The sequence below is a fragment of the Corallococcus llansteffanensis genome (assembly GCF_003612055.1).
Classification (GTDB): Bacteria; Myxococcota; Myxococcia; order Myxococcales; family Myxococcaceae; genus Corallococcus; species Corallococcus llansteffanensis.
In genome coordinates this window covers 1-23,307 of record NZ_RAWB01000025.1, presented here as the reverse complement: position 1 = coordinate 23,307, position 23,307 = coordinate 1, and the positions used below count along the sequence as shown (strand labels likewise).

Genomic DNA, 23,307 nt, shown 5'->3' with positions numbered 1-23,307 from the left:
CAGGCAGGCGCCGCGCCGGTTCCCCGCTGGGCGTGGAGGGGGTACGGCAAAGCGCACATCGCTCCGGGGTACGGCGGGCGTTAGAAGGCCGCCGTCTTGACCACCTCGACCGCCCCCCTGCCGCGCGCGCCCCTGCCCGTGCCCGCCGCGCCGCCTGATGCCTCCGAGCAGGGTCCCCACCGGGGCTGGCTGCTGTTCAGCCTCTTCTCGCTCTACGTCATCTGGGGGTCCACCTACCTGGCGATGCGGTTCGCCCTCACGGGCTTTCCGCCGTTCCGCATGGCGGGCCTGCGCTTCCTGCTGGCGGGCGGGCTGCTCTACGCGGGCTTGCGGCTCAAGGGCCAGCCGGGGCCGGGGGCACGGCAGTGGAGAGCGGGCGCCCTCACGGGCTTCCTGTTGCTGGTGGTGGGCAACGGCGGCATCGCGTACGCGCAGAACCTGGGGGTGCCGTCCGGGGTGGCGGCGCTGGTGGTGGGCAGCATGCCGTTGTGGGCGGCCATCTTCGGCGCGGCCTTCGGGCAGCGGCCCGGGCGCGCGGAGCTGGTGGGGCTGGTGCTGGGCTTCGCGGGCGTGGCGCTCTTGAACCTGGGCGGGGACATGAGTGGCGGCACGGTGGCGGCGCTGGCGCTGCTGGTGGCGCCGATGAGCTGGGCGTTCGGTTCGGTGTGGAGCCGGCGCCTGCCGATGCCCACGGGGTTGATGACGCCCGCGACGCAGATGTTGAGCGCGGGCGTGATGATGACGGGTGTGAGCTTCGCGCTGGGCGAGCAGATGCACGGCACGCCGCCCATGAAGGCCGTGTTGTCGTTCGTGTACCTGGTGCTCTTCGGTTCGCTGGTGGCGTTCAGCGCGTATGCCTATCTGTTGCGCCATGCGAGGCCGGCGCTGGCCACCAGCTACGCGTATGTGAACCCGGGCGTCGCGGTGCTGCTGGGCGTGGTGTTCGCGGGGGAGACCCTGGGCCCGCTCACCTGGGGCGCAATGGCAGCCATCCTGGTCGCGGTGATGCTGCTGGCACGCGGAAAGCGCTGAGCGATTCCGCGTCGTACCTTCCGCTCCGGGTCATGCGTTTGTCTGGGTGGCCTGTGCCCTGCTGACGGCCTGAGCCAGCGGCCCTCCACGCACGAGGACCTGCGGCTCGACACGGAGACCGTCGCGAGCGTCCGCCATGCCGCCCTCGTGGCGGAGAGGGCTGCCGCCTCGCGGGCCGTGGCCTCCACCTTCGCTGTACTCATGGCTCCGGCGCCTCTGCCAGTAGAGGTGCCGGGCCCCGGACTTCAGTTCCGCTGCGGCCAGGGCGACAGCTTCTCCTCTTCGTACTTCCCAAGCAGCGCGTGCGTCGCCCTCGCGGCCTCGTCGACCTCCGCGCGAATCAACCCCCTGGGCAGCTCCGGAATCACCGTCGGGAAGGGCCCGTCGAAGACGAGCAGGTTCTCCATCTCCAGCGGGTCGTTCTGCATGTCATAGAGCTCCCACTGGTCCGCGTGCTCACCGGAAGGGTCGAACGTGCGCGCCAGCTTCCAGCGCGGCGTGCGCACGCAGCGGACGTGGTTCGGCTGGCACACCGCGCCGGGCTTCAGCCCCGGCACCTTGCCCGCCCGCGTGCTGCCGTCACGCAGCGCCTCCACCGCGCGCGCGTACACGGAGAACAGGGCGTCATCGTGCATCTGGTGCGGGTCGCCGGTGCGCGGCAGCGGCTCCGTGATTTCGTCGTCGGTGATGAAGAGCACGCCTTCTCGCGGAGCGCCGTTGGGCTCCGTGACGGTCTGGGTCTCGCCGCGCGCGAGCGGACTCAGGTCCGCGCCGACGAACGGCGGCACCGGCCGGTGCAATCGCAGGTCCGTGCGGATGGCCGCGAGCTCCTCACGCGGGATGCCCGCCAGCCCCAGCAGCGTGGGCGCCACGTCCGCGTGGCTCGTGAGCGCGTCGATGTACCGCGTCTCCTGCGCCTCGGAGAACTGCACCACCAGCGGCACGTGCAGCGCCTCCTGGTAGGACGTGTGCCACTTCTCCATCAGGTAGCCGTGGGCGGCCCCGTACTCGCCATGGTCGGAGAGGAACACCACCAGCGTGTTCTCCCTGAGGCCGCTGTCATCGAGCGTCTGCAGCACCCGCGCGATGTGCCCGTCCACCAGGGAGATGAGCCACGCGTAGTACTGCTGGAACCGCCGCGCCGCCTCGTCCGGATCCGCCGTGAGCTGGAAGGGGATGCCCGAGTTGAGCGTGACCGCCACCGGGTCGATGCCCTCCTTCGCCTGATGCAGCGTCAGCCCCGTCTTCGCCGCGAGCGCCAACCCCAGCTTGTACGCGTAGTCGCGCTGACAGCTCGGCTTGTTGGCCAGCGTGTCGCGCAGGTTCGTCGGCAGGTTCGCGTTGTGCTGCGGGAACCCCAGCGGGTTCAGCGGCACCGTGAAGGTGCCCGCCACCGGCGTGACGGACGGCTGGCCCGCGACCGGCACCACCAGCGGCCCCAGCTTGGGAGAGTTCGGATCCAACTGCCGCGGCAGGATGGGATACGTCGCGATGTCGTGCGGGTTGGTGAACGACGCGACCGCGAACCACGGCTGCGCGCTCCCGTCCGGCGGCGCGGCCCGCGGCGCCGCATACGACTGGTTGGCGAGCGCGCGGTTGTAGGGCTGCCCCAACGCCATCCGCCGCAGGAAGTCGCACGCGAGGTCCGCGAAGCCCACGTCTCGGAAGGCGCCCAGGTTGTTGATGGAGGCCCCGTGCGGCTCCGGATACGACAGCTCCCAGTCGTCGAAGCCGTACCGCTGGAGCGTGTGCTCCGGCGGATTGCTCACGTGCCACTTGCCGAAGTAGTGCGTGTGGTAGCCGGCCTTCTGGAACCAGTGCCCCAGCGTCGGAATCCCGTCCGCCGCGAGCCACGGGAAGGCCGCCGCGTCACCGCTCTTGAACAGGCCGTCCGTCTGCGTGACGCCCGTGCGCGTGCCGTACTGCCCCGTGTAGATGACCGCGCGGCTGGGCGTGCACGCCGACGCCGCGATGGTGTGATTGCGGAAGACCGCCGCGTTCTGGCGCAGCGCCGCGAAGCCGGGGAAGAACTTCCGGAAGGGGTTGTCCTCCCCGCCTTCGCTGACGAAGCCCAGGATGTCCTTGATGCCGGGCAGGAAGCCGCCGTCAGGGCCGTAGGCGAAGCGGGGGAACTGGAGCTGGTCGACCGTCAGCAGCAGGATGTTGGGGCGCGTGGGCATGAAGCCTCCTGCCCCCCACCTGAGCACGCGCCGTGCCGGAAGCTCCAGGGCACCCCGCTCCCGCGGAGCACACACCCCTCCACGGCGCGGGCCGCGTCCCCCGCGAACGCAGCCGCGTCCCATGCGGGCGCGGCCGTCACCGCCCCTTCAGCTCGGGGTGCGCGACACGTCCGTCGTCGTCGCGGCCTGCGACGCGGTGTGGCGGGGCAGCCAGACGTTGAAGGTGGAGCCCTGGCCGGCCTGGCCGCTGGACTCCGCCCAGATGCGGCCGCCGTGCTGCTCCACGATGCCCTGGCTGATGGTGAGCCCCAGCCCCAGGCCTCCGTACTTGCTGCCGTGCGCGCGGCCGAAGCGCTCGAAGATGAGCCGCTGCTTCTCGCTGGGGATGCCCACGCCCTGGTCCTTCACGGACAGGTGCACGCCGGTGTCGCCTTCCGCCACCAGGCGCACCAGCACCTGCCCACCCTCGGGCGAGTAGCGGATGGCGTTGGACAACAGGTTCGTCAGCACCTGGTCCAGCCGCCCCCGGTCCCACGTGCCCTCCAGGTGCTCGGGCACCTCCACCTTCAGCTCGTGCGTCTGCGACAGCACCGCCATCCGGTCCCGCGTCTCCACCACGAGCTGGGAGAAATCAAACGGCTCCAGCTCCAGCGACAGCCTTCCGGCCTGCAGCCGGCTGATGTCCAGCAGGTCCTCCACCAGCTTCGCCATCCGGTCGATCTGCCGGTTGATGATCTGCAGCGACTTGCCCGGCCCCGCCTCCGTCTGCCCGCCCAGCTTCAGCAGGGCCAGGTGCGCATGGCCCTTCGCGGCCGCCAGCGGCGTGCGCAATTCGTGGCTCGCGGCGGCGAGGAACGCGTCCTTCGCCTCGCTGGCCAGCCGCAGCGCGGTCTCCGCCCGCTGACGCTCCGTGATGTCGCGCGCCACGGAGATGAAGCGGCCCGGGCCCTCGCCCTCCGCCACGTACTGGAGCACCACCTCCACCGGCACCTCGGTGCCGTCGCGGCGGCGGTGGGTGGTGGAGTACGTCTGCGACGGCAGCGTGCCGGACATCAGCGGCGCCAGCAGCTTGCGGAAGCCCGTCTCGTCGAAGGCGCTCTCCACCTCCAGCACCGACAGGCCCACCAGCTCATCCACGCTCGAGGAGAGCTGCTTGGCCGCGCCCGCGTTGGCGTACGCGAGCATGAGCGTGTCCGGGGAGAACATCAGGACGCAGTCCAGCGTCGCGTCCAGCGTCGTCTTGAAGCGCGCCAGCGTCTCCTCCGCCCGGCGCTTGTCGTCGATGTCCGTGGCGATGGCCAGCCAGCCCACCAGCGCCCCGTGCTCGTCGTGCTCCGGCACCGCGCGCGCCAGGTGCCAGCGGTAGACGCCGTCCTTGCGCCGCAGCCGGAACTCGTTCGCGCTGCCCTGCACCTGCATCGACACGGCCTCGCCCCACTCGCCGCGCATCCGCTCGCGGTCCGCCGGGTGCACGTCCTGCAGGAAGGCCGCGAGCGACAGCTCATAGCCCTCCTGGTGGCCGGTGTAGTCGCGCCAGGCCCGGTTGGCGTACGTCAGCGCCCCGTCCGCGCGGGCCGCCCACATGGGCTCCGGCAGGGACTCCGTGAGGCGCCGGTAGCGCAGCGCGCCCTGGCGCTCCAGCATCTCGCGGTCGCGCTGACGCAGCAGCGCCGCCTGGCGCTGGAGCTGCTGCTCCTTGAGGAACAGGTCCACGAAGACGCTGACCTTCGAGCGGAGGATCTCCGGGTCGAAGGGCTTGAGCAGGTAGTCCACCGCGCCGTGCGCGTAGCCCTTGAAGACGTGGGCCGCGTCGCGGCTGAGCGCGGTGAGGAAGATGACCGGGATGGTGCGCGTGCGCTCGCGCTGCTTGATGAGCGACGCCGTCTGGAACCCGTCCAGGCCCGGCATCTGCACGTCCATCAGGATGACCGCGAAGTCCCGCTGGAGCAGCTGCTTGAGCGCATCCTCGCCGCTGGTGGCCTTCACCAGCTCCTGGCCCAGCGGCTCCAGGATGGCCTCCAGCGCCAGCAGGTTGGCCGGGTGGTCATCCACCATCAGGATGGCCGCGCGCGGTGGGTGCGCGGCTTCCTGGGGACGTTCCAGAGTGGGTTCTGTGAAGTTCATGTGCGCAGCGGGGGAGCGCGTGTGCCCAGCGACCGGGGCACGGCGGACAAGGCTAGGGTCGCCCCCTTCCAGAAGGAAGTGGAAAGGGGGCGCGACGGTGGATCGCCGTCGTTGAGTATCAAGCACTCACCCAGAGGCGGACGAGCTCCAGGAGTTTGTCGGTGTCCACCGGCTTGGGCAGGTAGTCGCTCGCGCCGGCCGCCATGCACTTCTCGCGGTCGTCCTTCAGCGCCTTCGCGGTGACGGCGATGATGGGGAGGCTTGCGTACTTGGGGTCCTTGCGGATGGCACGCATGGTCTCGTAGCCGTCCATCTCCGGCATCATCACGTCCATCAACACGACGTCCACGTCGTGGTGCTGGCCGAGCATCTCGATGGCGGCCCGCCCGTTCTCCGCGAAGACGACCTGCATGCTGTGGTTCTCCAGCACGCTGGTGAGCGCGAAGATGTTGCGCATGTCGTCATCCACCAGGAGGACCTTCTTGCCGGACAGCGGCGCGTCCTGGTCGTTGCGCTGCGCCAGGGCCGCGCGCGCGCGGGCCGGGAGGTTCTCGTCCAGGCGGTGCAGGAACAGCGCCGTGTCGCTCAGGAGCTGGTCCGGGCTCTTCGCGCCGCTCTTCAGGATGACGCTGCCGGTGTAGCGCCGCAGGCGGGACTCGTCCTTGGGCGTCAACTCCCTGCCGGTGTAGACGACGATGGGCAGGTCGCGGAAGCGCTGCTGCGTCTTCACCTCCTCCACCAGCTTGATGCCGTCCATGTCGGGCAGCAGCAGGTCGATGACGAGGCAGTCGTACTCGTTCTCCTCCAGCTTCTGGAGGGCTTCCTCACCGGTGGCCACCGCGGTGACCTGCACGTCGCCGCCGTCGCTGAGCAGCTGGGTGAGGCTGTGGCGCTGGACGTCGTCGTCCTCGATGACGAGCAGCCGCCGCTCGCGACGCTCGAGGAAGCGCGAGAGCTGGCCGAAGACGCGCTCCAGGCCCTCCTTGCTCACGGGCTTGGTGAGGTAGCCGAACGCGCCCTGGGTGTTGCCCTGGTGCTTGTCCATCACGCTGATGATGTGGACGGGGATGTGGCGCGTGCGCGGGTTGCGCTTGAGCCGGTCCAGCACGCTCCAGCCGTCCACCACGGGCAGCTGGATGTCCAGGGTGACGGCGTCCGGCTGGTACTCGTGCGCCATCGCGAGGCCGCTGTCGCCGCGGGTGGCGACCAGCGCCTTGAAGCCCTTCTCCCGCGCCATCTGCACCATGATGCGGGCGAACTTCAGGTCGTCCTCGATGATGAGCAGGGTGCGGTCGCCCTCGCGGATGTGTTCGCGGTCGTCCTCCACGACGACGGGGGCGTGCGCGCCCTCCACCGGCGGGGGCAGCGCGGCGTCCAGCACGTGCCCCTCCTTCTCCGCCACGGTCGGCGGCGGGGCGAGCACGGGCACGGGCGCCACGGCGACGGTCTCCGTCATGGCCCCCAACGCGCGGCTGGCCGGGTCGACGACCTGCACGGCCTCGTCCTCGGAGCCCTGGTACTCGGGCGGCAGGTACAGGGTGAAGGTGCTGCCCTTGCCGGGTTCGCTCTCCAGGCGGATCTCACCGCCCAGCAGCTTGGCGATCTCACGGCTGATGGACAGGCCCAGGCCGGTGCCGCCGTACTTGCGGGCGGTGGAGCCGTCCGCCTGCTGGAACGCCTCGAAGATGATGCGCTGCTTGTCCTTGGCGATGCCGATGCCGCTGTCCTTCACGGCGAAGGCGAGCACGTGGCGTGAACGGCGCAGCGCCTCGTGGTCGAAGCGCATGGACTTCTCCGCCAGGCGCACCGTGAGCTTCACGCCGCCCTCGTCGGTGAACTTGAAGGCGTTGGACAGCAGGTTCTTGAGCACCTGCTGCAACCGCTGCGGGTCCGTGCGCACGTGGCGCGGCGTGCCCGACAGCACCTCCACGTGGAAGCTGAGGCCCTTCTGGTCCGCCACCGGGCGGAAGCTGCGCTCGATGAACTGGTTGAGCTCCGTGAGGACGATGTCCCGGGGCTCCACCTGCATCTTGCCGGCCTCCACCTTGGACAGGTCGAGGATCTCGTTGATGAGGGTGAGCAGGTCTCCGCCGGACGCGTAGATGGTGTTCGCGTACTCGACCTGCTTGTTGGACAGGTTGCCGTCCTTGTTGTCCGACAACAGCTTCGCGAGGATGAGCAGCGAGTTGAGCGGCGTGCGCAGCTCGTGGCTCATGTTCGCCAGGAACTCGCTCTTGTACTTGGAGATGATGGTGAGCTGCTCCGCCTTCTCCTCCAGGCTGACGCGCGCCAGCTCCACCTCGCGGTTCTTCTCTTCGACGCGGGTGTTCTGGTCCGCCAGCTCCTTCGCCTTGTCCTCCAGCTCGATGTTGGTGCGCTTGAGCTCGTCCTGCTGCTGGGTGAGCTCGCGCGACTGGCTCTGGAGCTCCTGCGTCAGGCGCTGCGACTCGGAGAGCAGCGTCTCCGTGCGCATGTTCGCCATGATCATGTTCAGCACGACGCCGATGCTCTCCGTCAGCTGGTCCAGGAAGATCTGGTGGATGGCGCTGAACGGGTGGAACGAGGCCAGCTCGATGACGGCCTTGACCTCGCCCTCGAAGAGGACGGGCAGGACGATGATGTTGAGCGGCGCGGCCTCACCCAGGCCGGACGCGATGGTGATGTAGTCCGACGGCACGCGCGTCAGGAGGATGGTCTTCTTCTCCAGCGCGCACTGTCCGACGAGCCCCTCGCCCAGCCGGAAGCGGTTGGCCAGGTGCTTGCGCTCCCGGTACGCGTAGGTGCTGGTGAGCTTGAGGGCGGGCACGCCGCCCTCGTTGTCGGCGAGGAAGAAGGCGCCGTGGTGCGCGGACACCAGCGGCGTCAGCTCGCTCATGATGAGGCGGCTGACGGCGTCCAGGGACTTCTGGCCCTGCATCATACCGCTGAACTTCGCCAGGTTCGTCTTGAGCCAGTCCTGCTCCTGGTTCTTCTGCGTGGTCTCACGCAGGTTGACGATCATCTGGTTGATGTTGTCCTTCAGCGCCGCGACCTCGCCCTCGGCGACGACCGTGATGCTGCGGGTCAGGTCGCCCTTCGTCACGGCGGTGGCCACGTCGGAGATGGCGCGCAGCTGGCTGGTCAGCGTGCCGGCCAGCTGGTTCACGTTGTCGGTCAGCTGCCGCCACGTGCCGCGAGCACCGGGCACGCGGGCCTGGCCGCCCAGCTTTCCTTCGATACCGACCTCGCGGGCCACCGTGGAGACCTGCTCCGCGAAGGTGCCCAGCGTGTCGGTCATGTTGTTGATGGTGTCCGCGAGCGCGGCCACCTCGCCCTTCGCGTCCACGATGAGCTTCTGGGTCAGGTCGCCGTTCGCGACCGCCGTCACCACGCGCACGATGCCGCGCACCTGCGTGGTGAGGTTGGAGGCCATGAAGTTCACGTTGTCCGTGAGGTCCTTCCACGTGCCGGCCACACCGGGCACGCGGGCCTGCCCACCCAGCTTCCCTTCCACGCCGACCTCGCGGGCCACCGAGGAGACCTGCTCCGCGAAGATGCCCAGCGTGTCGGTCATGTTGTTGATGGTCTCCGCGAGCGCGGCGACTTCGCCCTTCGCGTCCACCACCAGCTTCTGCTTCAGGTCGCCGTTGGCGACGGCCGTCACGACCTTGACGATGCCGCGCACCTGGGTGGTGAGGTTGCGGGCCATGAAGTTCACGTTGTCCGTGAGGTCCTTCCACGTACCGGACACGCCCTTCACTTCCGCCTGCCCACCCAGCTTGCCTTCGGCGCCCACCTCGCGAGCGACGCGGGTCACTTCGGAGGCGAAGCTGTTGAGCTGATCCACCATCGTGTTGATGGTGTTCTTCAGCTCCAGGATTTCACCCTTCGCGTCGACGGTGATCTTCTTGGACAGGTCACCGTTCGCGACCGCCGTCGTCACCAGCGCGATGTTTCGCACCTGGCTGGTGAGGTTGGAGGCCATGCTGTTCACGTTGTCCGTGAGGTCCTTCCACGTGCCGGCGACGCCGGGCACCGCGGCCTGACCACCCAGCTTGCCGTCCGTACCCACTTCCTTCGCGACGCGGGTCACTTCGGAGGCGAAGGCGCGGAGCTGGTCCACCATCGTGTTGATGGTGCTCTTCAGCTCCAGGATCTCGCCCTTCGCCTCGACGGAGATCTTCTGCGACAGGTCGCCGTAGGCCACCGCCGTGGTGACCTTCGCGATGTTTCGCACCTGGTCGGTGAGGTTCGCGGCGAGGACGTTCACGTTGTCCGTGAGGTCCTTCCACACGCCCGCGACCCCGGGCACCGCGGCCTGGCCGCCCAGCTTGCCCTCGGTACCGACCTCCTTGCCGACGCGGGTCACTTCGGAGGCGAACGCGCGGAGCTGGTCCACCATCGTGTTGATGGTGTTCTTCAGCTCCAGCACCTCGCCCTTCACGCTCACCGTGATCTTCTGGGACAGGTCACCGTTCGCGACCGCCGTCGTCACCTTGGCGATGTTGCGGACCTGGTCGGTGAGGTTGCCGGCGAGGACGTTCACGTTGTCGGTGAGGTCCTTCCACACGCCGGACACGCCCTTCACGTCGGCCTGACCGCCCAGCTTGCCCTCGGTACCGACCTCCTTGGCGACGCGGGTCACTTCGGCGGCGAACGCGCGGAGCTGGTCCACCATCGTGTTGATGGTGCTCTTGAGCTCCAGCACCTCGCCCTTCGCGTCGACGGTGATCTTCTTCGACAGGTCGCCGTTCGCGACCGCCGTCGTCACCTCGGCGATGTTTCGCACCTGGGCCGTGAGGTTGTTGGCCAGCAGGTTCACGTTGTTGGTGAGGTCCTTCCAGGTGCCGGCGACGCCGGGCACTTCCGCCTGGGCGCCCAGCTTGCCTTCCACGCCCACCGTGCGCGCCACGTCCGTCACCTGCTGCGCGAAGACGGACAGCGTCTGCGTCATCGCGTTGATGGTGTCCGCGAGCGCCGCGATTTCGCCCTTCGCCTCCATCACCAGCTTCTGGGACAGGTCACCGTCGGCGACCGCCGTCACGACCTTGACGATGCCTCGCACCTGGGTGGTGAGGTTGAAGGCCATGCTGTTGACGTTGTCCGTGAGGTCCTTCCAGACGCCGGACACGCCCTTCACGTCGGCCTGGCCGCCCAGCTTGCCGTCCGTACCGACTTCCTTCGCGACGCGGGTCACTTCGGCGGCGAACGCGCGGAGCTGATCCACCATCGTGTTGATGGTGCTCTTGAGCTCCAGCACCTCGCCCTTCGCGTCGACGGTGATCTTCCGGGACAGGTCGCCCTTCGCGACGGCCGTGGTCACCTCGGCGATGTTACGGACTTGGTCGGTGAGGTTGTTCGCCAACAGGTTCACGTTGTTGGTGAGGTCCTTCCACGTGCCGGCGACGCCGGGCACCACGGCCTGGGCGCCCAGCTTGCCTTCCACGCCCACCGTGCGCGCCACGTCCGTCACCTGCTGCGCGAAGATGGAGAGCGTCTGCGTCATCGCGTTGATGGTGTCCGCGAGCTCCGCCACCTCGCCCTTCGCCTCCATCTTCAGGCGCTGGGTGAGGTCGCCGTTCGCGACCGCCGTCACGACCTTGGCGATGCCGCGCACCTGGGTGGTGAGGTTGGACGCCATGAAGTTCACGTTGTCCGTGAGGTCCTTCCACGTACCGGACACGCCCTTCACGTCGGCCTGACCGCCCAGCTTGCCGTGCGTACCGACCTCGCGCGCGACGCGGGTCACTTCGGAGGCGAAGCTGTTGAGCTGATCCACCATCGTGTTGATGGTGTTCTTCAGCTCCAGGATTTCACCGCGCGCATCGACGGTGATCTTCTTGGACAGGTCACCCGTGGCCACCGCCGTCGTCACCAGGGCGATGTTGCGCACCTGGGTGGTGAGGTTGGAGGCCATGCTGTTCACGTTGTCGGTGAGGTCCTTCCACGTGCCGGCGACGCCGGGCACCGCGGCCTGCCCACCCAGCTTGCCGTCCGTACCCACTTCCTTCGCGACGCGGGTCACTTCGGAGGCGAAGGCGCGGAGCTGGTCCACCATCGTGTTGAGCGTGCTCTTGAGCTCCAGCACCTCGCCCTTCACGTCCACGGTGATCTTCCGCGACAGGTCGCCATTGGCGACGGCGGTGGAGACCTCCGCGATGTTTCGCACCTGGCTGGTGAGGTTGGACGCCATCAGGTTCACGTTGTCCGTGAGGTCCTTCCACGTCCCCGCGGCGCCGGGCACCTGGGCCTGGGCGCCCAGCTTGCCCTCGACGCCCACCGTGCGCGCGACGCTGGTCACCTGCTGCGCGAACACGTTGAGCGTGTCCGTCATGTTGTTGAGCGTGGCGCCCAGCGCGGCGATCTCGCCCTGCGACGGCACCATCAGCTTCTGGGTGAGGTCCCCGTTGGCGACCGACGTCACCACCTTCACGATGCCGCGCACCTGCGTCGTGAGGTTGGAGGCCATGAAGTTCACGTTGTCCGTGAGGTCCTTCCACGTGCCGGACACGCCGGACACCGCGGCCTGACCGCCCAGCTTTCCTTCGGTACCGACCTCGCGCGCGACGCGGGTCACTTCGGAGGCGAAGCTGTTGAGCTGATCCACCATCGTGTTGATGGTGCTCTTGAGCTCCAGGACCTCGCCCTTCACGTCCACGGTGATCTTCCGCGACAGGTCGCCGCGGGCGACGGCCGTGGTCACCTCCGCGATGTTTCGCACCTGCGCGGTGAGGTTGCCGGCGAGGACGTTCACGTTGTCCGTGAGGTCCTTCCACACGCCGGACACGCCCTTCACGTCGGCCTGGCCACCCAGCTTGCCTTCGGTGCCGACCTCCTTCGCGACGCGCGTCACTTCGGCGGCGAAGCTGTTGAGCTGATCCACCATCGCGTTCACGGTGGTGCCGATGCGGAGGAACTCGCCCTTCACGGGCTGGCCGTCGATCTCCAGCGCCATCTTCTGGGTGAGGTCGCCTTCGGCCACCGCCACCAGCACGCGGGCGACTTCCGTGGTGGGCTGCACCAGGTCGCCGATGAGCGCGTTGATGGACTGGACGCTCGTGGCCCAGTCGCCGCGCACGTCGCCCAGCGTCACGCGCTCGCCCATGCGGCCCTCGCGGCCGACGACGCGCTCCACCCGGACGATTTCATGCGTGAGCGTGGAGCTGAGCGTCACCACGGCGTTGAACGCGCGGGCGATCTCATCCATCACCACGTCCTGCGCGCCCGACGGCAGCCGCACGGAGAAGTCACCGCTCTGCACGGCCCGGAGCGCCGCCAGCAGCTGCTGGAGCGGAGGGGGACCGCCGGGACGCAGCCCGTCGTCGGGCGTGATGCGACCACCGCCGCCGTTGCCGTTGCGGCCCCGGGCAGGAGCGCGACGGGAGGACGCGGGCTCGGCGACGGCGCGGGGATCCACCGGACTGTTCAGCCGGTTGCTCGCGACGTTGGGGGTCGTGGGCGTGCGGGGCCCCGACCTGCCAGCCTCCGGTGCGGCATCTGTCCCCGCCGCCTTGCGCCCATTGGCGCGCTTGCGAGGAGAGGAGGAGCTGGAAACCTTGGTGTCATCCACGAGTGAAACCCCTGAGCGGGAAGGCGCTGCGACTGGAACTGAAAAACAGCCCGCGATCTCATGAACTTCCAATGAGTTCGCGGGCTTGTCGAACCTAAAGCCGGAAGGGTGAGACCATTTCTGTCGAGCACTGAACGGCTTGCCCGACCTGGGATCAGGGCATCCCCGGAAGCCCCGGCGCGGAGCCTCCAGATAACAGGTTCAGGGCGGCGTGGCTGTGCAGGGGAAGCCGTCGCACCCCTGCACATACAGTGCTCGGCCCGGGAGCCGCCGTGCAGGCGCGCGCGTCCGCGCGGGCACTTCTTGATGGGTGCCGGTGCGCACGTCGAAGCGGAGCGCGGCCGGTGCGGGCGCGTCCTCCTGAGAGGGCGCCGCGCCACAGGCGAGCAGGACCTGATCCGCGGCATCCAGCCACCAGAGGAACTCGACGTTGCAGGGAGCTTCCGCGCGCACGAGCGCCAGGCTGCGCGCCTCATAGACGAGCACGCCGCCGCCCCACTCCACCGCCGCCAGCAGGCCGCCGGGCCCCACGGAGAGCCGTCCTCCCGGGCCGGGCACCTGCGCCTGCCCCAGCACCTTGCCGTCCGGGGCCACGGAGACGAGCTGTCCGGCGGCATCCAGCGCGATCACACCATCCGTATGACCGATGAGCCACTCGGGCGGTGTGATGTCGCCGACAGGTTGGAGGGTGCCGTCCCGCTCCCGCAGCAGGTGCCCGCCGGCGGCGACCCACAGGTGGCGCTCTCCATCGAAGGCGAGCGCGGTGGCGCCGGGGAGCTCCAGCCGCGAGTGGGTGCCGTCCTCGCCGCAGACGGCGACGATGCGGGGCCCGAACACCGCCGCGCGCGACGCATCCGGCGCCACGGCCCAGCCCAGCCGAGTGGCCCCTGCGAGCTGCCGCGCCAGACAGTCATTGAGCGCGCCCAGGTACGCGTCACCGACAGGGGAGGCGATGAGGTACGGCAGGCTGGTGGTGGCGACGTAGAGCAGCAGCCCCAGGCCCGCCGCGATGACGAGCGTGAGCGGCCACGCGCGAGCGCTCACGCCGCGCAGGAGCCGTGCGCTCTTGCGCCCCGCCGCCAGAGGACCTTCCCGTCCGCCCACGCACGCTCCCTTCCGGACCGGAGGACAGCACAGAACCGGCGCGAAGAGGCGCCCGCGATGCTCGCAAGCCCTCCTTGGGGCCAGGCAGAACACACGTGGAGGTGCCCTCGCCCCCTGCTTGGTGCCGCCCCACGGGCGTCCCTCCAGGCTGCCGACCTGCCAGGTGCCGGCTTCTTTCCACGGGTTGCCGTGTCCGGTGACGCACACACCTTTACGGCTCAAGGGACGGGGAAAGGATTCCAGACATGCGACGCTCCATCACCACTGCAGCCCTGGCTTTCAGCTTCATGCTCTCCAGCAGCGCGTTCGCCCAGCAGACAGGCGACGGGTCGAGCCCCGGGACGACGCCCGGCTCATCGGGCACCTCCTCGGAGATGGTCAACACCGGGCAGACCGGCACCGCGGGCTCCACCGGCACCTTCACGCCGGGCTCCACCAACTCCACGGGCGTGGACACCCGCGGCACCGGAGGTTCGGGCACCACCACCGGCACCGGGAGCACTTCCGGCACGGGCGGCACCGGCACCAGCGGGATCGGCACGGGTTCGACGACGGGCACGGGCAGCAGCACGGGCATCGGGACGGGCAGCACGTCGCCCTCCACCGGGACGGGCACCGGCGGCTACACGTCGCCTTCCACCGGGACGAGCACGGGCACCGGCGGCTACACGTCGCCCTCCACGGGTACGGGCACCAGCACGGGCACCTACGGTGGGTCGGGCACCAGCACCGGGACGAGTGGCGGTAGCGGCTCGAACAGCACCGGCACCATCGGCGGCAGCGGGACGGGCACCACGGGCTCCACCGCGCCCGGCACCGAAGGCACCACCGAAGGCTCCGTCATCAACCCGGGCAGCACGGGCGGCACCGGCACGGGCGGCACCGGCACCAGCGGGGCGACGGGCACCACCGGCGGCGTGGGCGGCACCGGCACCAGCGGCTCCGGCGGCACCATCGGCGGCGTGGGCGGCACCGGCACGGGCAGCTCCACCGGGACCACGGGCGGCGTTGGCGGCCAGTAGCCTGCGCTGAAGGCATCCCTCAGGGACGGCGCGGCCGCCAGCGGAGTGCCCGCTGACGGCCGGCGCCGTGTCTGTCTTTACTTCGGCGCGTCCAGACAGGCCATGGCCCGGCCCACGTACTCCATCAGCTGTGGGTCGCGGCCCTGGCGCTGAGCCATCTGGGGCTCCTGCTGGGACATCGTCTGGAGCGACTTCTGGATGCCGGGGTTGCCACCGGTGAAGGCGCGGATGAGCTCGCGCCAGCGGGTGGCCAGCGCGCGCACCGGCTCGGTGGCCGGGTCGGTGCCCTTCTCCATCTCCTCGCGCATGCGGGCGATGAGGCGGGGCCACTCGGCCTCCACCTCCTTGATGGCGTCCTCGCCCATCGCCTGGCGACGGGCCTCCAGCTCCTTCAACTGCTCCGGGGTGTAGTACTTCTCGAACATGGTCATGGCCTCGATGGTCTGAAGGAAGTCGTCGGCGGAGACGGGCTCCGCCGCGCGCAACTGTCGTGCGATGGCATCCAGGCGCTCGCAGAGCTGGCGTTGCTCCGCAAGCTGTTCCCGTGCCCGCTGGAGCCGCAGCTCCACCACGCGCAGGGCGGAGAAGTCCGCCCGGCCCAGCGTCCCGGCGATCTCCTCCAACGAGAACCCGAGCTGCTTGAGCGACAGGATGTGATGCAGGCGGGCGATGTCCGCCGCCGTATAGAGCCGGTGCCCCGACGCCGTGTGCGCCGAGGGCTTGAGCAGTCCAATCTCGTCGTAGTGGTGCAGCGCGCGGATGGAGAGCCCCGTGCGCCGGGCCAGTTCACCGACCTTCAGTTCCGTGTGCTGCATGCCTCACCCCTTTCCAGCCACGTGTTCCCCAAGTGACTGGATGAGCGGGGTACAACCTCACGTCGCGTGAGGTGCAAGCGGGAAAGCGCACCGCGTTGCCGAGGGGGTCGCCAAGAGGCGAGGCGACTTGGTAGGGTCCCGCCCGGTCCGGCGATGGCCGCCGGCTCCGCGCACTTCCAGGAGGCTTCCCCATGAACCTGCCCCTTGTCGCCGACGCGGTCCCTGCCCCTTGCGTTCCGTGGGCGCTCGCCAGCTGAGCCGGTCCGAAACACCCTCCGTCGCAGCGCGAGCCCCGTTCCCGCCAGGCGTCCCGGCTTCCTCCGGCGCGCCCAGGCACCGCTCTGCCCGGAGTTCCTTCCGTGTCTCTTGAAACCCTCGGCTGGGGTCCCGATTTCGACCTCGCGATGTCCGCTTCGCAGTCCGCTTCACAGTCCTCCTCCGCCTCCTCCCTCGTTCCCGGGCGCGTCGTGCGCCAGCACCGGGGACTGCTCACCGTCCAGACGGCCGACCGGGCGTTCCTCGCCCGTGCCGCCGGACGCCTCCTGCATCAGGCCGAGAGCGCCGAGTCGCTGCCCACCATTGGCGACTGGGTCCTGCTGCAGCCGCCGTCCTCTGGTGACGGCGAGGCCCTGATGCAGGTCGTGCTGTCCCGCCGCAGCGTCCTCAAGCGACGCGAGGCGGGCAGCGAGCACGACGGGCAGCTCATCGCCGCCAACGTGGACGTGGTGTTCCTCGTGGTGGGGTTGGACGGCAACTTCAACCCGCGCCGCATCGAACGGGCGCTCACCCTGGCCTGGAACAGCGGCGCCACGCCCGTCGTCATCCTGAGCAAGGCGGACCTCGCCGAGGACGCGGCCGCGCGCGTCCTGGAAGTGCAGGCCCTGGCGCCCGGCGTGGACGTGCTCGCGGTGAGCGCGAAAGCGGGCCTGGGCATCGAGGAGGTGCGCTCGCGGCTTCCGGCCGGGAAGACCGGCGTGCTGCTGGGCTCGTCGGGCGTGGGCAAGTCCACGCTCGCCAACCGGCTGCTGGACGCCGCGCGGCTCGTCACCCAGCCCGTCCGTGAGGAGGACGACAAAGGCCGGCACACCACCACGCACCGCGAGCTGTTCGTGCTGGACCAGGGCGGGCTCATCATCGACGGGCCCGGCATGCGCGAGCTGGGGCTGTGGGGCGAGGACGAGAAGGTGTCCCTGGCCCAGGCCTTCGCGGATGTCTTCACGCTGGCCGAAGGCTGCCGCTTCAATGACTGCGGGCACCGGAACGAACCGGGGTGCGCGGTGGTGGCGGCGGTCCAGGCGGGCACGCTCCCCGAGGAGCGGCGCGCCAACTTCGAGAAGCTCCTGCGCGAGCAGTCCTTCAGCGCCCGTCAGACGGACGCGGCCGCGCAGCGCGCGCACAAACGCGCCGAGCGCGCCCAGACGAACGCGGGCTGGCAGCGCACGCGCACCAAGCGGCGCGGCGAATAGACAGACATCCTCCGGGCGTGGCGCGGACCTGCGTGTTCCGCGCCGCGTCCCGGGGTTGCTTCAGAGGCCGGGGTTCGTCTCCGGCACGGAGCCGGACGGCGGGAGCGGCGGTGGGGTCGGAGTCCCGGGCGGCGGGGCGCTGTCTTCGCCCGGGGCGCTGGCGTCGTCGGGCACACGGGCCGGCAATTCCTGACGCGAGCCCGTGCCCGGCAGCAGGACCCCGCTCTGGTCGCCCGCGGCGCAGGCATAGGACACCGAGCGCGAACCGATGAGGAGCGTGGGGATCAGCGCGCCCACCGCCGCGCAGTTGCCCCGCTCCTCGTCCGTCGTGCCGGAGCCGGAGCACGCCGCCGCGCCAATCAGGGAGCCCGCGACCGCCAGGCCCGCCTCGATGAGGAAGTCCGTGGGGAGCACCCGGCTCTGCGCCCAGGCCACGCCGTTCGTGCACTCGCTCCCCGGCGCCTTCGACACGGGAAGCAGCCCCGCCGCCGTGAACCATTGCCGGTCGTGGTGGGGCTTGCCCTCTTCGGGCCTCAGGTTCGTGACGATGCTGGTCCGATAACAGCCCGTCTGTCCCAGCAGCAGCGCCGCCATGGATGCCGCCACCGCGTGTGCCTTCCGCATGCGTGTCCCCGTCCCGGTGAGTGACCGCGTGGATTCCGGTCAGGCCTCGTGCCTAGCCCGAAGCGGCGTGTCGCGGGAAGGGGGAAGCCCCCCATACCCCTCGCCGCCCGGCTCGATTAGAACCAGGGCACACGACCCTGGATGGGGGATTGGACTTGAAGACGCGTGCACTCGTCGTGGGAATTGACGACTACCGTTTCCAACCCTTGACCAGCGCGGTCAACGACGCACAAGCCTTCGCAAGAGCCCTGGCGACACTGGGATTGGTGGCCCCCGCCGACATCACCCTGCTCACGGCGCCGGGGACGGGGGCCACCATGGAGCAGTTGCTCGAGGCCCTCGACCACGTCTACCGCCATGGGGCGACCCTCGATCGCTTCTATTTCTTCTTCGCCGGGCATGGACTGCTCGCGTTCTCCAACGCCTCCCGGACCCAGACACGGACGGCGCTGGTGGCCTCGGATGCGCGCGGCATCGAGGATGGCCGCAAGCTGCTCGACCTGGACGAACTCCGCGACAAGCTCCAGCTGGCCGGTCCCCAGGAGCAGTTCTACTTCATCGATGCCTGCCGCGATCTGGACTACGAAATCCAGCCGGAAGTCAGTGCCATGGGTTTCTCAGGGGTCGCGCCAGGCGCCGCGCGCACCCAGGCCACCCTCTTCGCGGTAAGCCCGCTGGGAAAGGCCAGGGGCCGCCGGGGAGGCCACGGCGTGATGACCACGCACCTGCTGGAAGCCCTTCGGGGTGAAGGCGTGGCCACGGACTTCGACGCGGACGAGGACCAGTTCGTCGTCACCTTCCAGTCCCTGCACGCCCACGTCCTGGCCCGGGTGCTCCACGCCCTCCAGGAAGAGCCGCTGTGGTCGCGCAAGTACAACGCGCCGGAAGTGGCCTTCCGGGGCCCCCTGCCGCGCCCCTTGCGCATCATCGAGGCCGTCCCCGACGCACCCCTGACCATCCACATCGAACCGGACCAAGCAGCGGCACAGACGAAGATTGAAGTCGCGCTCCGGCGGATGCCCCTGAAGGAGATGTGCCTGCCGCCGCGCGGCAACCACGACACCCTGCTCCTCAAGCCGCATCGCTATTCCATCCGGGTCGATTCGGCCCACGGAACCCCCGAGCCGACCCGCACGACCGTGGATGTCCGGAGCACGCGGGAGCTGACGGTTCGCATCACCGGCTCCGCGGGCGCCCCACAGTCCTCCCAGAACACGGCGGGCGAGCCCGTGGAGCGGATCGCACAGGCGCTGGCGGCCGCACCGGGAACAGGCACGCTCAGCGCGTGGACCGAGGAGCCGACCGCCATGATTCGCGTGGTAGGGCTCGAACCGCCCTACCTCGTCCAGGAGGCGCGCGAACGGCTGGAAGCGTCCCTGCCCTGCGGCCCCTACCGCGTCACGTTTCGGCTGGGCCTGGAGGTCTTCGGCACCCGGGACATCTACATCCTGGCCCACCAGCGGGTGGACCTCCATCCCGATGCGCTCCACTCACCACTCGTGCGCGAAGCCATTCCGCCCATGGGTGACAGGGTGATGCCATCAGAAATCGTGGGGCCCATGCAGGCCGCGGTCCTGCCCACCCTGCTCCCGCTGATCGCCCTGAAGTCATTCGACCGGAACAACACCTTCTTGCGTCGCAAGCCAGAGCTCATCAACTCCTGGGCCCTTGCGCATCGGGGACAGTCCCCTTTCGCGGTGATGGTCGCGCTGGATGGAGACTGGAAGCGGGATCCCAGCATGCTCCTTCGCCGTATCCGGGTCCTGCCGTGCGATGGATTCGAGGGCCATGCGAACGGATCTGGCCTCAAGCTGAAGCTTCTTCCCGGCCCCAACACCCTGATGGGTTCGCCTGGTGCGCCCGGGACCGGATTCGACCGCATCGGGATGTTGCTTGCGCGAGGAACGTCCAGCTTTAGCATCCAAATTCATGCGGGAGCCCTGGGCACCTTGCAGGTGGCCTGTGCCGGCCAGCCTCAACGCCTCACGGTCATCAGCCTCACCCTTCGGCCCGATGGCACGTTCGACCTGAGCCAGAACCTGCTCCGGATTCCGGACGTGACCTATCAGGAGCCGGTCCTCGACCTTCCCTATCCGCGGTTGGTGCGCGCGCTCCAGCTGGGGCAGCAGCTCTACGCCTCGGGCGAGCTGCTGGACACGGGACGGTGCAACGACCACCTTCGCGAGTTGCTGGATGCGAAGTGGGTGGATCCGCTCCTGGGATGCATGGCGTACCTCGCGGAGCACCGGCGTGCCAGCAATGACCCTGCATGGCAGGACCAGCAGCACGCAGCGGCGCGGAACCTCCAGACCTATTTTGGTGACCTCCCGGACGTGCGGCTCATCCAGTCATTGGACAGCGGGCATTTCGACGGCGCTTCCTGGGAGGGCTCGCATTCTCCAGCCATTCCCGTCCTGGCGGACAGCCTGCGAGAGCTTGTCCGGCTGGGCTCGGACACCTGGCCCCTGGTCGGGAAGTACGAACACCTCTTGAGACGGATCCAGCCTCACCAGCCCTGGACCTGCTTCTGGATTTGAAGGAGCCCCATGTCGCTCACCGAAGCCGTCGTCTCCCTGTTCGCAGCCCCTCCACGACCGCTGTGCTGGTTCCGTCTGGCGGACGACCACGTTCTTGAGAAGGGCTACCGGGCCGAACCCATCCGGCCCCGCGAGGACTACGTCGTGCTCCGCATGCGGGAGATGTCGCTGCGCTTCGCACGCAAGCTCTGGCGCAGCTACTACCCCGTCCTCCATGGCTTCGTGCGGCACGGCACGCGCGAGGAGAACACGCTCGCCGGCCCCGGGCAGCTCAAGGACCTCTCCGACAGCCACCTCGAGCGCATCATCAACCTCAACCAGCGGCTCGCGGGTCCCATCCCCTACGACGGCGGCGACCTCTCCCTGGTCGTGGGCCTCTACTCGGTGCCCGCGGAGGAGGCCGCCAAGGCGCTCATCCAGACCGTGACGGAGGTCGCGAAGCTCGCGGGGCTGGCGCTGGGGCCGGCTCCCCAGCTCGCGCTCGTGGTGAAGACCGGCGTGGAGAGCATCTTCAAGCTCGACAAGTGCCAGCTCCAGCTTGGCATCCGGGACACCTTCTCCGGAGAGACGGCCCTGACCACCGGCGTCTACGTGGGCCTTGCCGCCCCCCGCGACACGGTGCGGGAGTCAGAGCTGTGGTTGGACAAGGGGCGGCTCTCGGTGGGCGCGGATCCCATCATCGCCACGCCCTACACGCAGCATGACTACATGATTCTCGCCATCGAGCGCCGCACCGAGCGCGATGACTGGGGGACCCTGCCCGCCTTCAGCGACTTCGAAGCGAAGTCCGCCAAGATCATGGGAGGTCCCTCCAGCCCCCCGGAGAAGCGGAAGGAGTTGAATATGCTCTGGCCTGAGTTCCTCCAGGCGCTCGACGCCACCCGCGAGCTGACGCCAGCGCACCGGAAGAAGCTCAAGGGAGCCATCCTGGGAGACCTCCTGAGCCGCCTCACCGAGCTGGAGCAGGGGAATCCTTTCGAGACGCGGTCCGTGAACGGCGCGCCCGCCCGTGTCCGCTCCGATGACTTCAGTCTGCTGGACGTCGACACGGACAGCCCTTCGCGCGACGCAGGCCCGAACCCTTTCGGTTAGGGAGGACCGCATCCCTTCACCGCCGACGACGCGCGCTGACGGGCAGGCCCTCCAGCGCTGTCTCCACCATGCCGCGCAGCGAGGCCTCGTCCATCCCCGCGCGGCCCAGGGCCTCCAGCCCCCGGAACACCGCGAGCAGCATCGCGGCCAGCTTCCGGGGGTCCGCGCCGGCCGCCACGTCTCCGTGACGCTGGGCCTGCTCCAGGCACCGGGCGAAGTGCGCCTCGATGCCCTGGAACGCCGTCAGCGCCCGGTCCGTCACGTCGGTCGCTCCCTGGCCTGACAGCTCCGCGGTGCCCCGCGCCACCAGGCAGCCCCGGCGGCTCGGGCCTGCGGACGCGGTGGCGGCCCCCAGCAGGTACCGCCGCAGCCGCTCCAGGGCTCCGGCGTCCGGGCCCTCCAGCGCCTGCCGCACCGACTCCACCGAGTTCACACAGTACGTGTCGAAGATGCGCAGGAAGAGCTGATGCTTGTCGCCAAAGGCCCCGTAGAGGCTGCCCTTGCCCAGCCCCGTGACCTTCATCAGGTCATCCATGGAGGTCGCCGCATAACCCTTGTTCCAGAACTGGTCGCGCACCGCGCGCAGCACCTGGGCCTCATCGAATGTCCGTGGCCGAGCCATGACAGGAAATTAAAAGTTATTGACCGCGCGGTCCACCATTCTTAGATATGGACCATCAAGTCCATAACGATTCACCGAGAAGGAGCAGGACCATGGGCAGGCTCGACGGGAAGGTGGCGGTCGTCACGGGTGGGACCACGGGCATCGGCTTTGCCTCCGCGAAGCGCTTCGCGGCCGAGGGGGCGAAGGTGTTCCTCACCGGGCGCCGGCAGGCGGAGGTGGACCGGGCGGTGAAGGAGATTGGCCACGGCGCGGTGGGCGTCCAGGGAGACGTGTCGGTGATGGCGGACCTGGACCGGCTCTACGCGGTGGTGAAGGAGCAGGCGGGGCACCTGGACGTGGTGTTCGCCAACGCGGGCATCGGCGGGTTCGCGCCGCTGGGCGCCATCACCGAGGAGCACTTCGACCAGACCTTCGACGTCAACGTGAAGGGCATGCTGTTCACGGTGCAGAAGGCGCTGCCGCTGCTGAAGGACGGCGGGGCGGTCATCCTGACGTCCTCCATCGCGGGGTCCGACGGCACGCCCGCCTTCAGCGTCTACGCCGCCACCAAGGCCGCCAACCGCTCGTTCGCGCGCACCTGGGCGTCGGACCTGAAGGCGCGCCGCATCCGCGTGAATGCCATCAGCCCGGGCCCCATCGACACGCCGGGACTCACGGGGCTCGTGCCCACGGAGCAGGCGGCGCAGCTCAAGCAGCAGCTGACGTCCACCATCCCGCTGGGCCGCATGGGAGAGCCGGACGAGGTGGCGAAGGTGGCGGTGTTCCTCGCCACCGATGACAGCAGCTTCGTCAACGGCGCGGAGCTGTTCGTGGACGGCGGCTCCGCGCAGGTCTAGGCGCCCTCGGGGTCCGACCCGCCCAGCTTGCGCAGCTTCGCGGCGAAGGGGCTCTCGCCGTTCACCGGCGGGGGCCCTCCGGACTGGCGCTGGCGGCGCTCCATCGCGAGGGGGCCCTCGGGGGGGCCTTCCAGCGCTTCCTTCTCGAAGCGGTCCTGGCCGCCCAGCACGCGCCCCACGGGGCGGGACGAGCCGACACGACGGTAGGGATCCACGGACATGGCCTTGACCTCCAGATGACCGCTCCGTTCTACCGCGCTTCGCCCCCCGGTGCATCCCACCCCCGGGGGTCCTCCAGCGC

14 protein-coding genes are annotated in these 23,307 nt (G+C 69.4%); 6 read left to right on the top strand and 8 right to left on the bottom strand.

The annotated features are described in order from the left end of the window. The first annotated feature begins 96 nt into the window (after positions 1 to 96). Positions 97 to 1,032, top strand: coding sequence for a drug/metabolite exporter YedA (gene yedA, locus D7V93_RS04060; protein WP_120642103.1), 936 nt, complete (start codon positions 97 to 99; stop codon positions 1,030 to 1,032). A 245-nt stretch (positions 1,033 to 1,277) separates the two neighbouring features. Here the strand turns inward: yedA and D7V93_RS04055 are convergent, their stop codons facing one another. The 4 genes from D7V93_RS04055 to D7V93_RS04040 all read right to left on the bottom strand — a co-directional run bounded on the left by D7V93_RS04055 (position 1,278) and on the right by D7V93_RS04040 (position 13,989). Continuing rightward, positions 1,278 to 3,212, bottom strand: coding sequence for a sulfatase-like hydrolase/transferase (locus D7V93_RS04055; protein ID WP_120642102.1), 1,935 nt, complete (start codon positions 3,210 to 3,212; stop codon positions 1,278 to 1,280). A 147-nt stretch (positions 3,213 to 3,359) separates the two neighbouring features. Further along, a complete protein-coding gene (locus D7V93_RS04050) occupies positions 3,360 to 5,336 on the bottom strand; it encodes a hybrid sensor histidine kinase/response regulator (protein ID WP_120642101.1) in 1,977 nt (658 codons plus the stop codon). Positions 5,337 to 5,454: 118 nt separating this feature from the next. Further along, positions 5,455 to 12,885, bottom strand: coding sequence for a HAMP domain-containing protein (locus D7V93_RS04045; protein WP_120642100.1), 7,431 nt, complete (start codon positions 12,883 to 12,885; stop codon positions 5,455 to 5,457). Positions 12,886 to 13,086: 201 nt separating this feature from the next. Continuing rightward, positions 13,087 to 13,989, bottom strand: coding sequence for a hypothetical protein (locus D7V93_RS04040; RefSeq protein WP_120642099.1), 903 nt, complete (start codon positions 13,987 to 13,989; stop codon positions 13,087 to 13,089). 245 nt (positions 13,990 to 14,234) lie between these two features. Here D7V93_RS04040 and D7V93_RS04035 point away from each other — a divergent pair, with 245 nt between their 5' ends. After that, positions 14,235 to 15,011, top strand: a complete 777-nt coding sequence (locus D7V93_RS04035; protein WP_120642098.1) for a hypothetical protein — start codon at positions 14,235 to 14,237, stop codon at positions 15,009 to 15,011. Between the two features lie 77 nt (positions 15,012 to 15,088). Here D7V93_RS04035 and D7V93_RS04030 read toward each other — a convergent pair whose 3' ends face one another. Next, a complete protein-coding gene (locus D7V93_RS04030) occupies positions 15,089 to 15,826 on the bottom strand; it encodes a MerR family transcriptional regulator (RefSeq protein ID WP_120642097.1) in 738 nt (245 codons plus the stop codon). 359 nt (positions 15,827 to 16,185) lie between these two features. On the opposite strand from D7V93_RS04030, the gene rsgA reads away from it, so the two are divergent. Beyond that, a complete protein-coding gene (gene rsgA, locus D7V93_RS04025; protein ID WP_120642096.1) occupies positions 16,186 to 17,292 on the top strand; it encodes a ribosome small subunit-dependent GTPase A in 1,107 nt (368 codons plus the stop codon). A gap of 60 nt (positions 17,293 to 17,352) precedes the next feature. Here rsgA and D7V93_RS04020 read toward each other — a convergent pair whose 3' ends face one another. Beyond that, positions 17,353 to 17,916: a hypothetical protein gene (locus D7V93_RS04020; RefSeq protein WP_120642095.1), complete on the bottom strand. Its 564-nt coding sequence runs from the start codon at positions 17,914 to 17,916 to the stop codon at positions 17,353 to 17,355. A 155-nt stretch (positions 17,917 to 18,071) separates the two neighbouring features. Between D7V93_RS04020 and D7V93_RS04015 the strand changes: the two genes are divergently transcribed. Further along, complete coding sequence (locus tag D7V93_RS04015; RefSeq protein ID WP_147451034.1) at positions 18,072 to 20,453, top strand: caspase family protein; 2,382 nt, start codon at positions 18,072 to 18,074, stop codon at positions 20,451 to 20,453. A 9-nt stretch (positions 20,454 to 20,462) separates the two neighbouring features. Next, positions 20,463 to 21,545: a hypothetical protein gene (locus D7V93_RS04010; RefSeq protein WP_120642093.1), complete on the top strand. Its 1,083-nt coding sequence runs from the start codon at positions 20,463 to 20,465 to the stop codon at positions 21,543 to 21,545. A gap of 16 nt (positions 21,546 to 21,561) precedes the next feature. Here the strand turns inward: D7V93_RS04010 and D7V93_RS04005 are convergent, their stop codons facing one another. Beyond that, positions 21,562 to 22,167, bottom strand: a complete 606-nt coding sequence (locus D7V93_RS04005; protein WP_120642092.1) for a TetR/AcrR family transcriptional regulator — start codon at positions 22,165 to 22,167, stop codon at positions 21,562 to 21,564. A gap of 92 nt (positions 22,168 to 22,259) precedes the next feature. Here D7V93_RS04005 and D7V93_RS04000 point away from each other — a divergent pair, with 92 nt between their 5' ends. Next, a complete protein-coding gene (locus D7V93_RS04000; RefSeq protein ID WP_120642091.1) occupies positions 22,260 to 23,006 on the top strand; it encodes an SDR family NAD(P)-dependent oxidoreductase in 747 nt (248 codons plus the stop codon). Here D7V93_RS04000 and D7V93_RS03995 read toward each other — a convergent pair. Continuing rightward, on the bottom strand, positions 23,003 to 23,227 hold the full coding sequence (locus D7V93_RS03995) for a hypothetical protein (protein ID WP_120642090.1): 225 nt from the start codon (positions 23,225 to 23,227) through the stop codon (positions 23,003 to 23,005). The genes D7V93_RS04000 and D7V93_RS03995 overlap by 4 nt on opposite strands. Positions 23,228 to 23,307 lie beyond the last annotated feature (80 nt).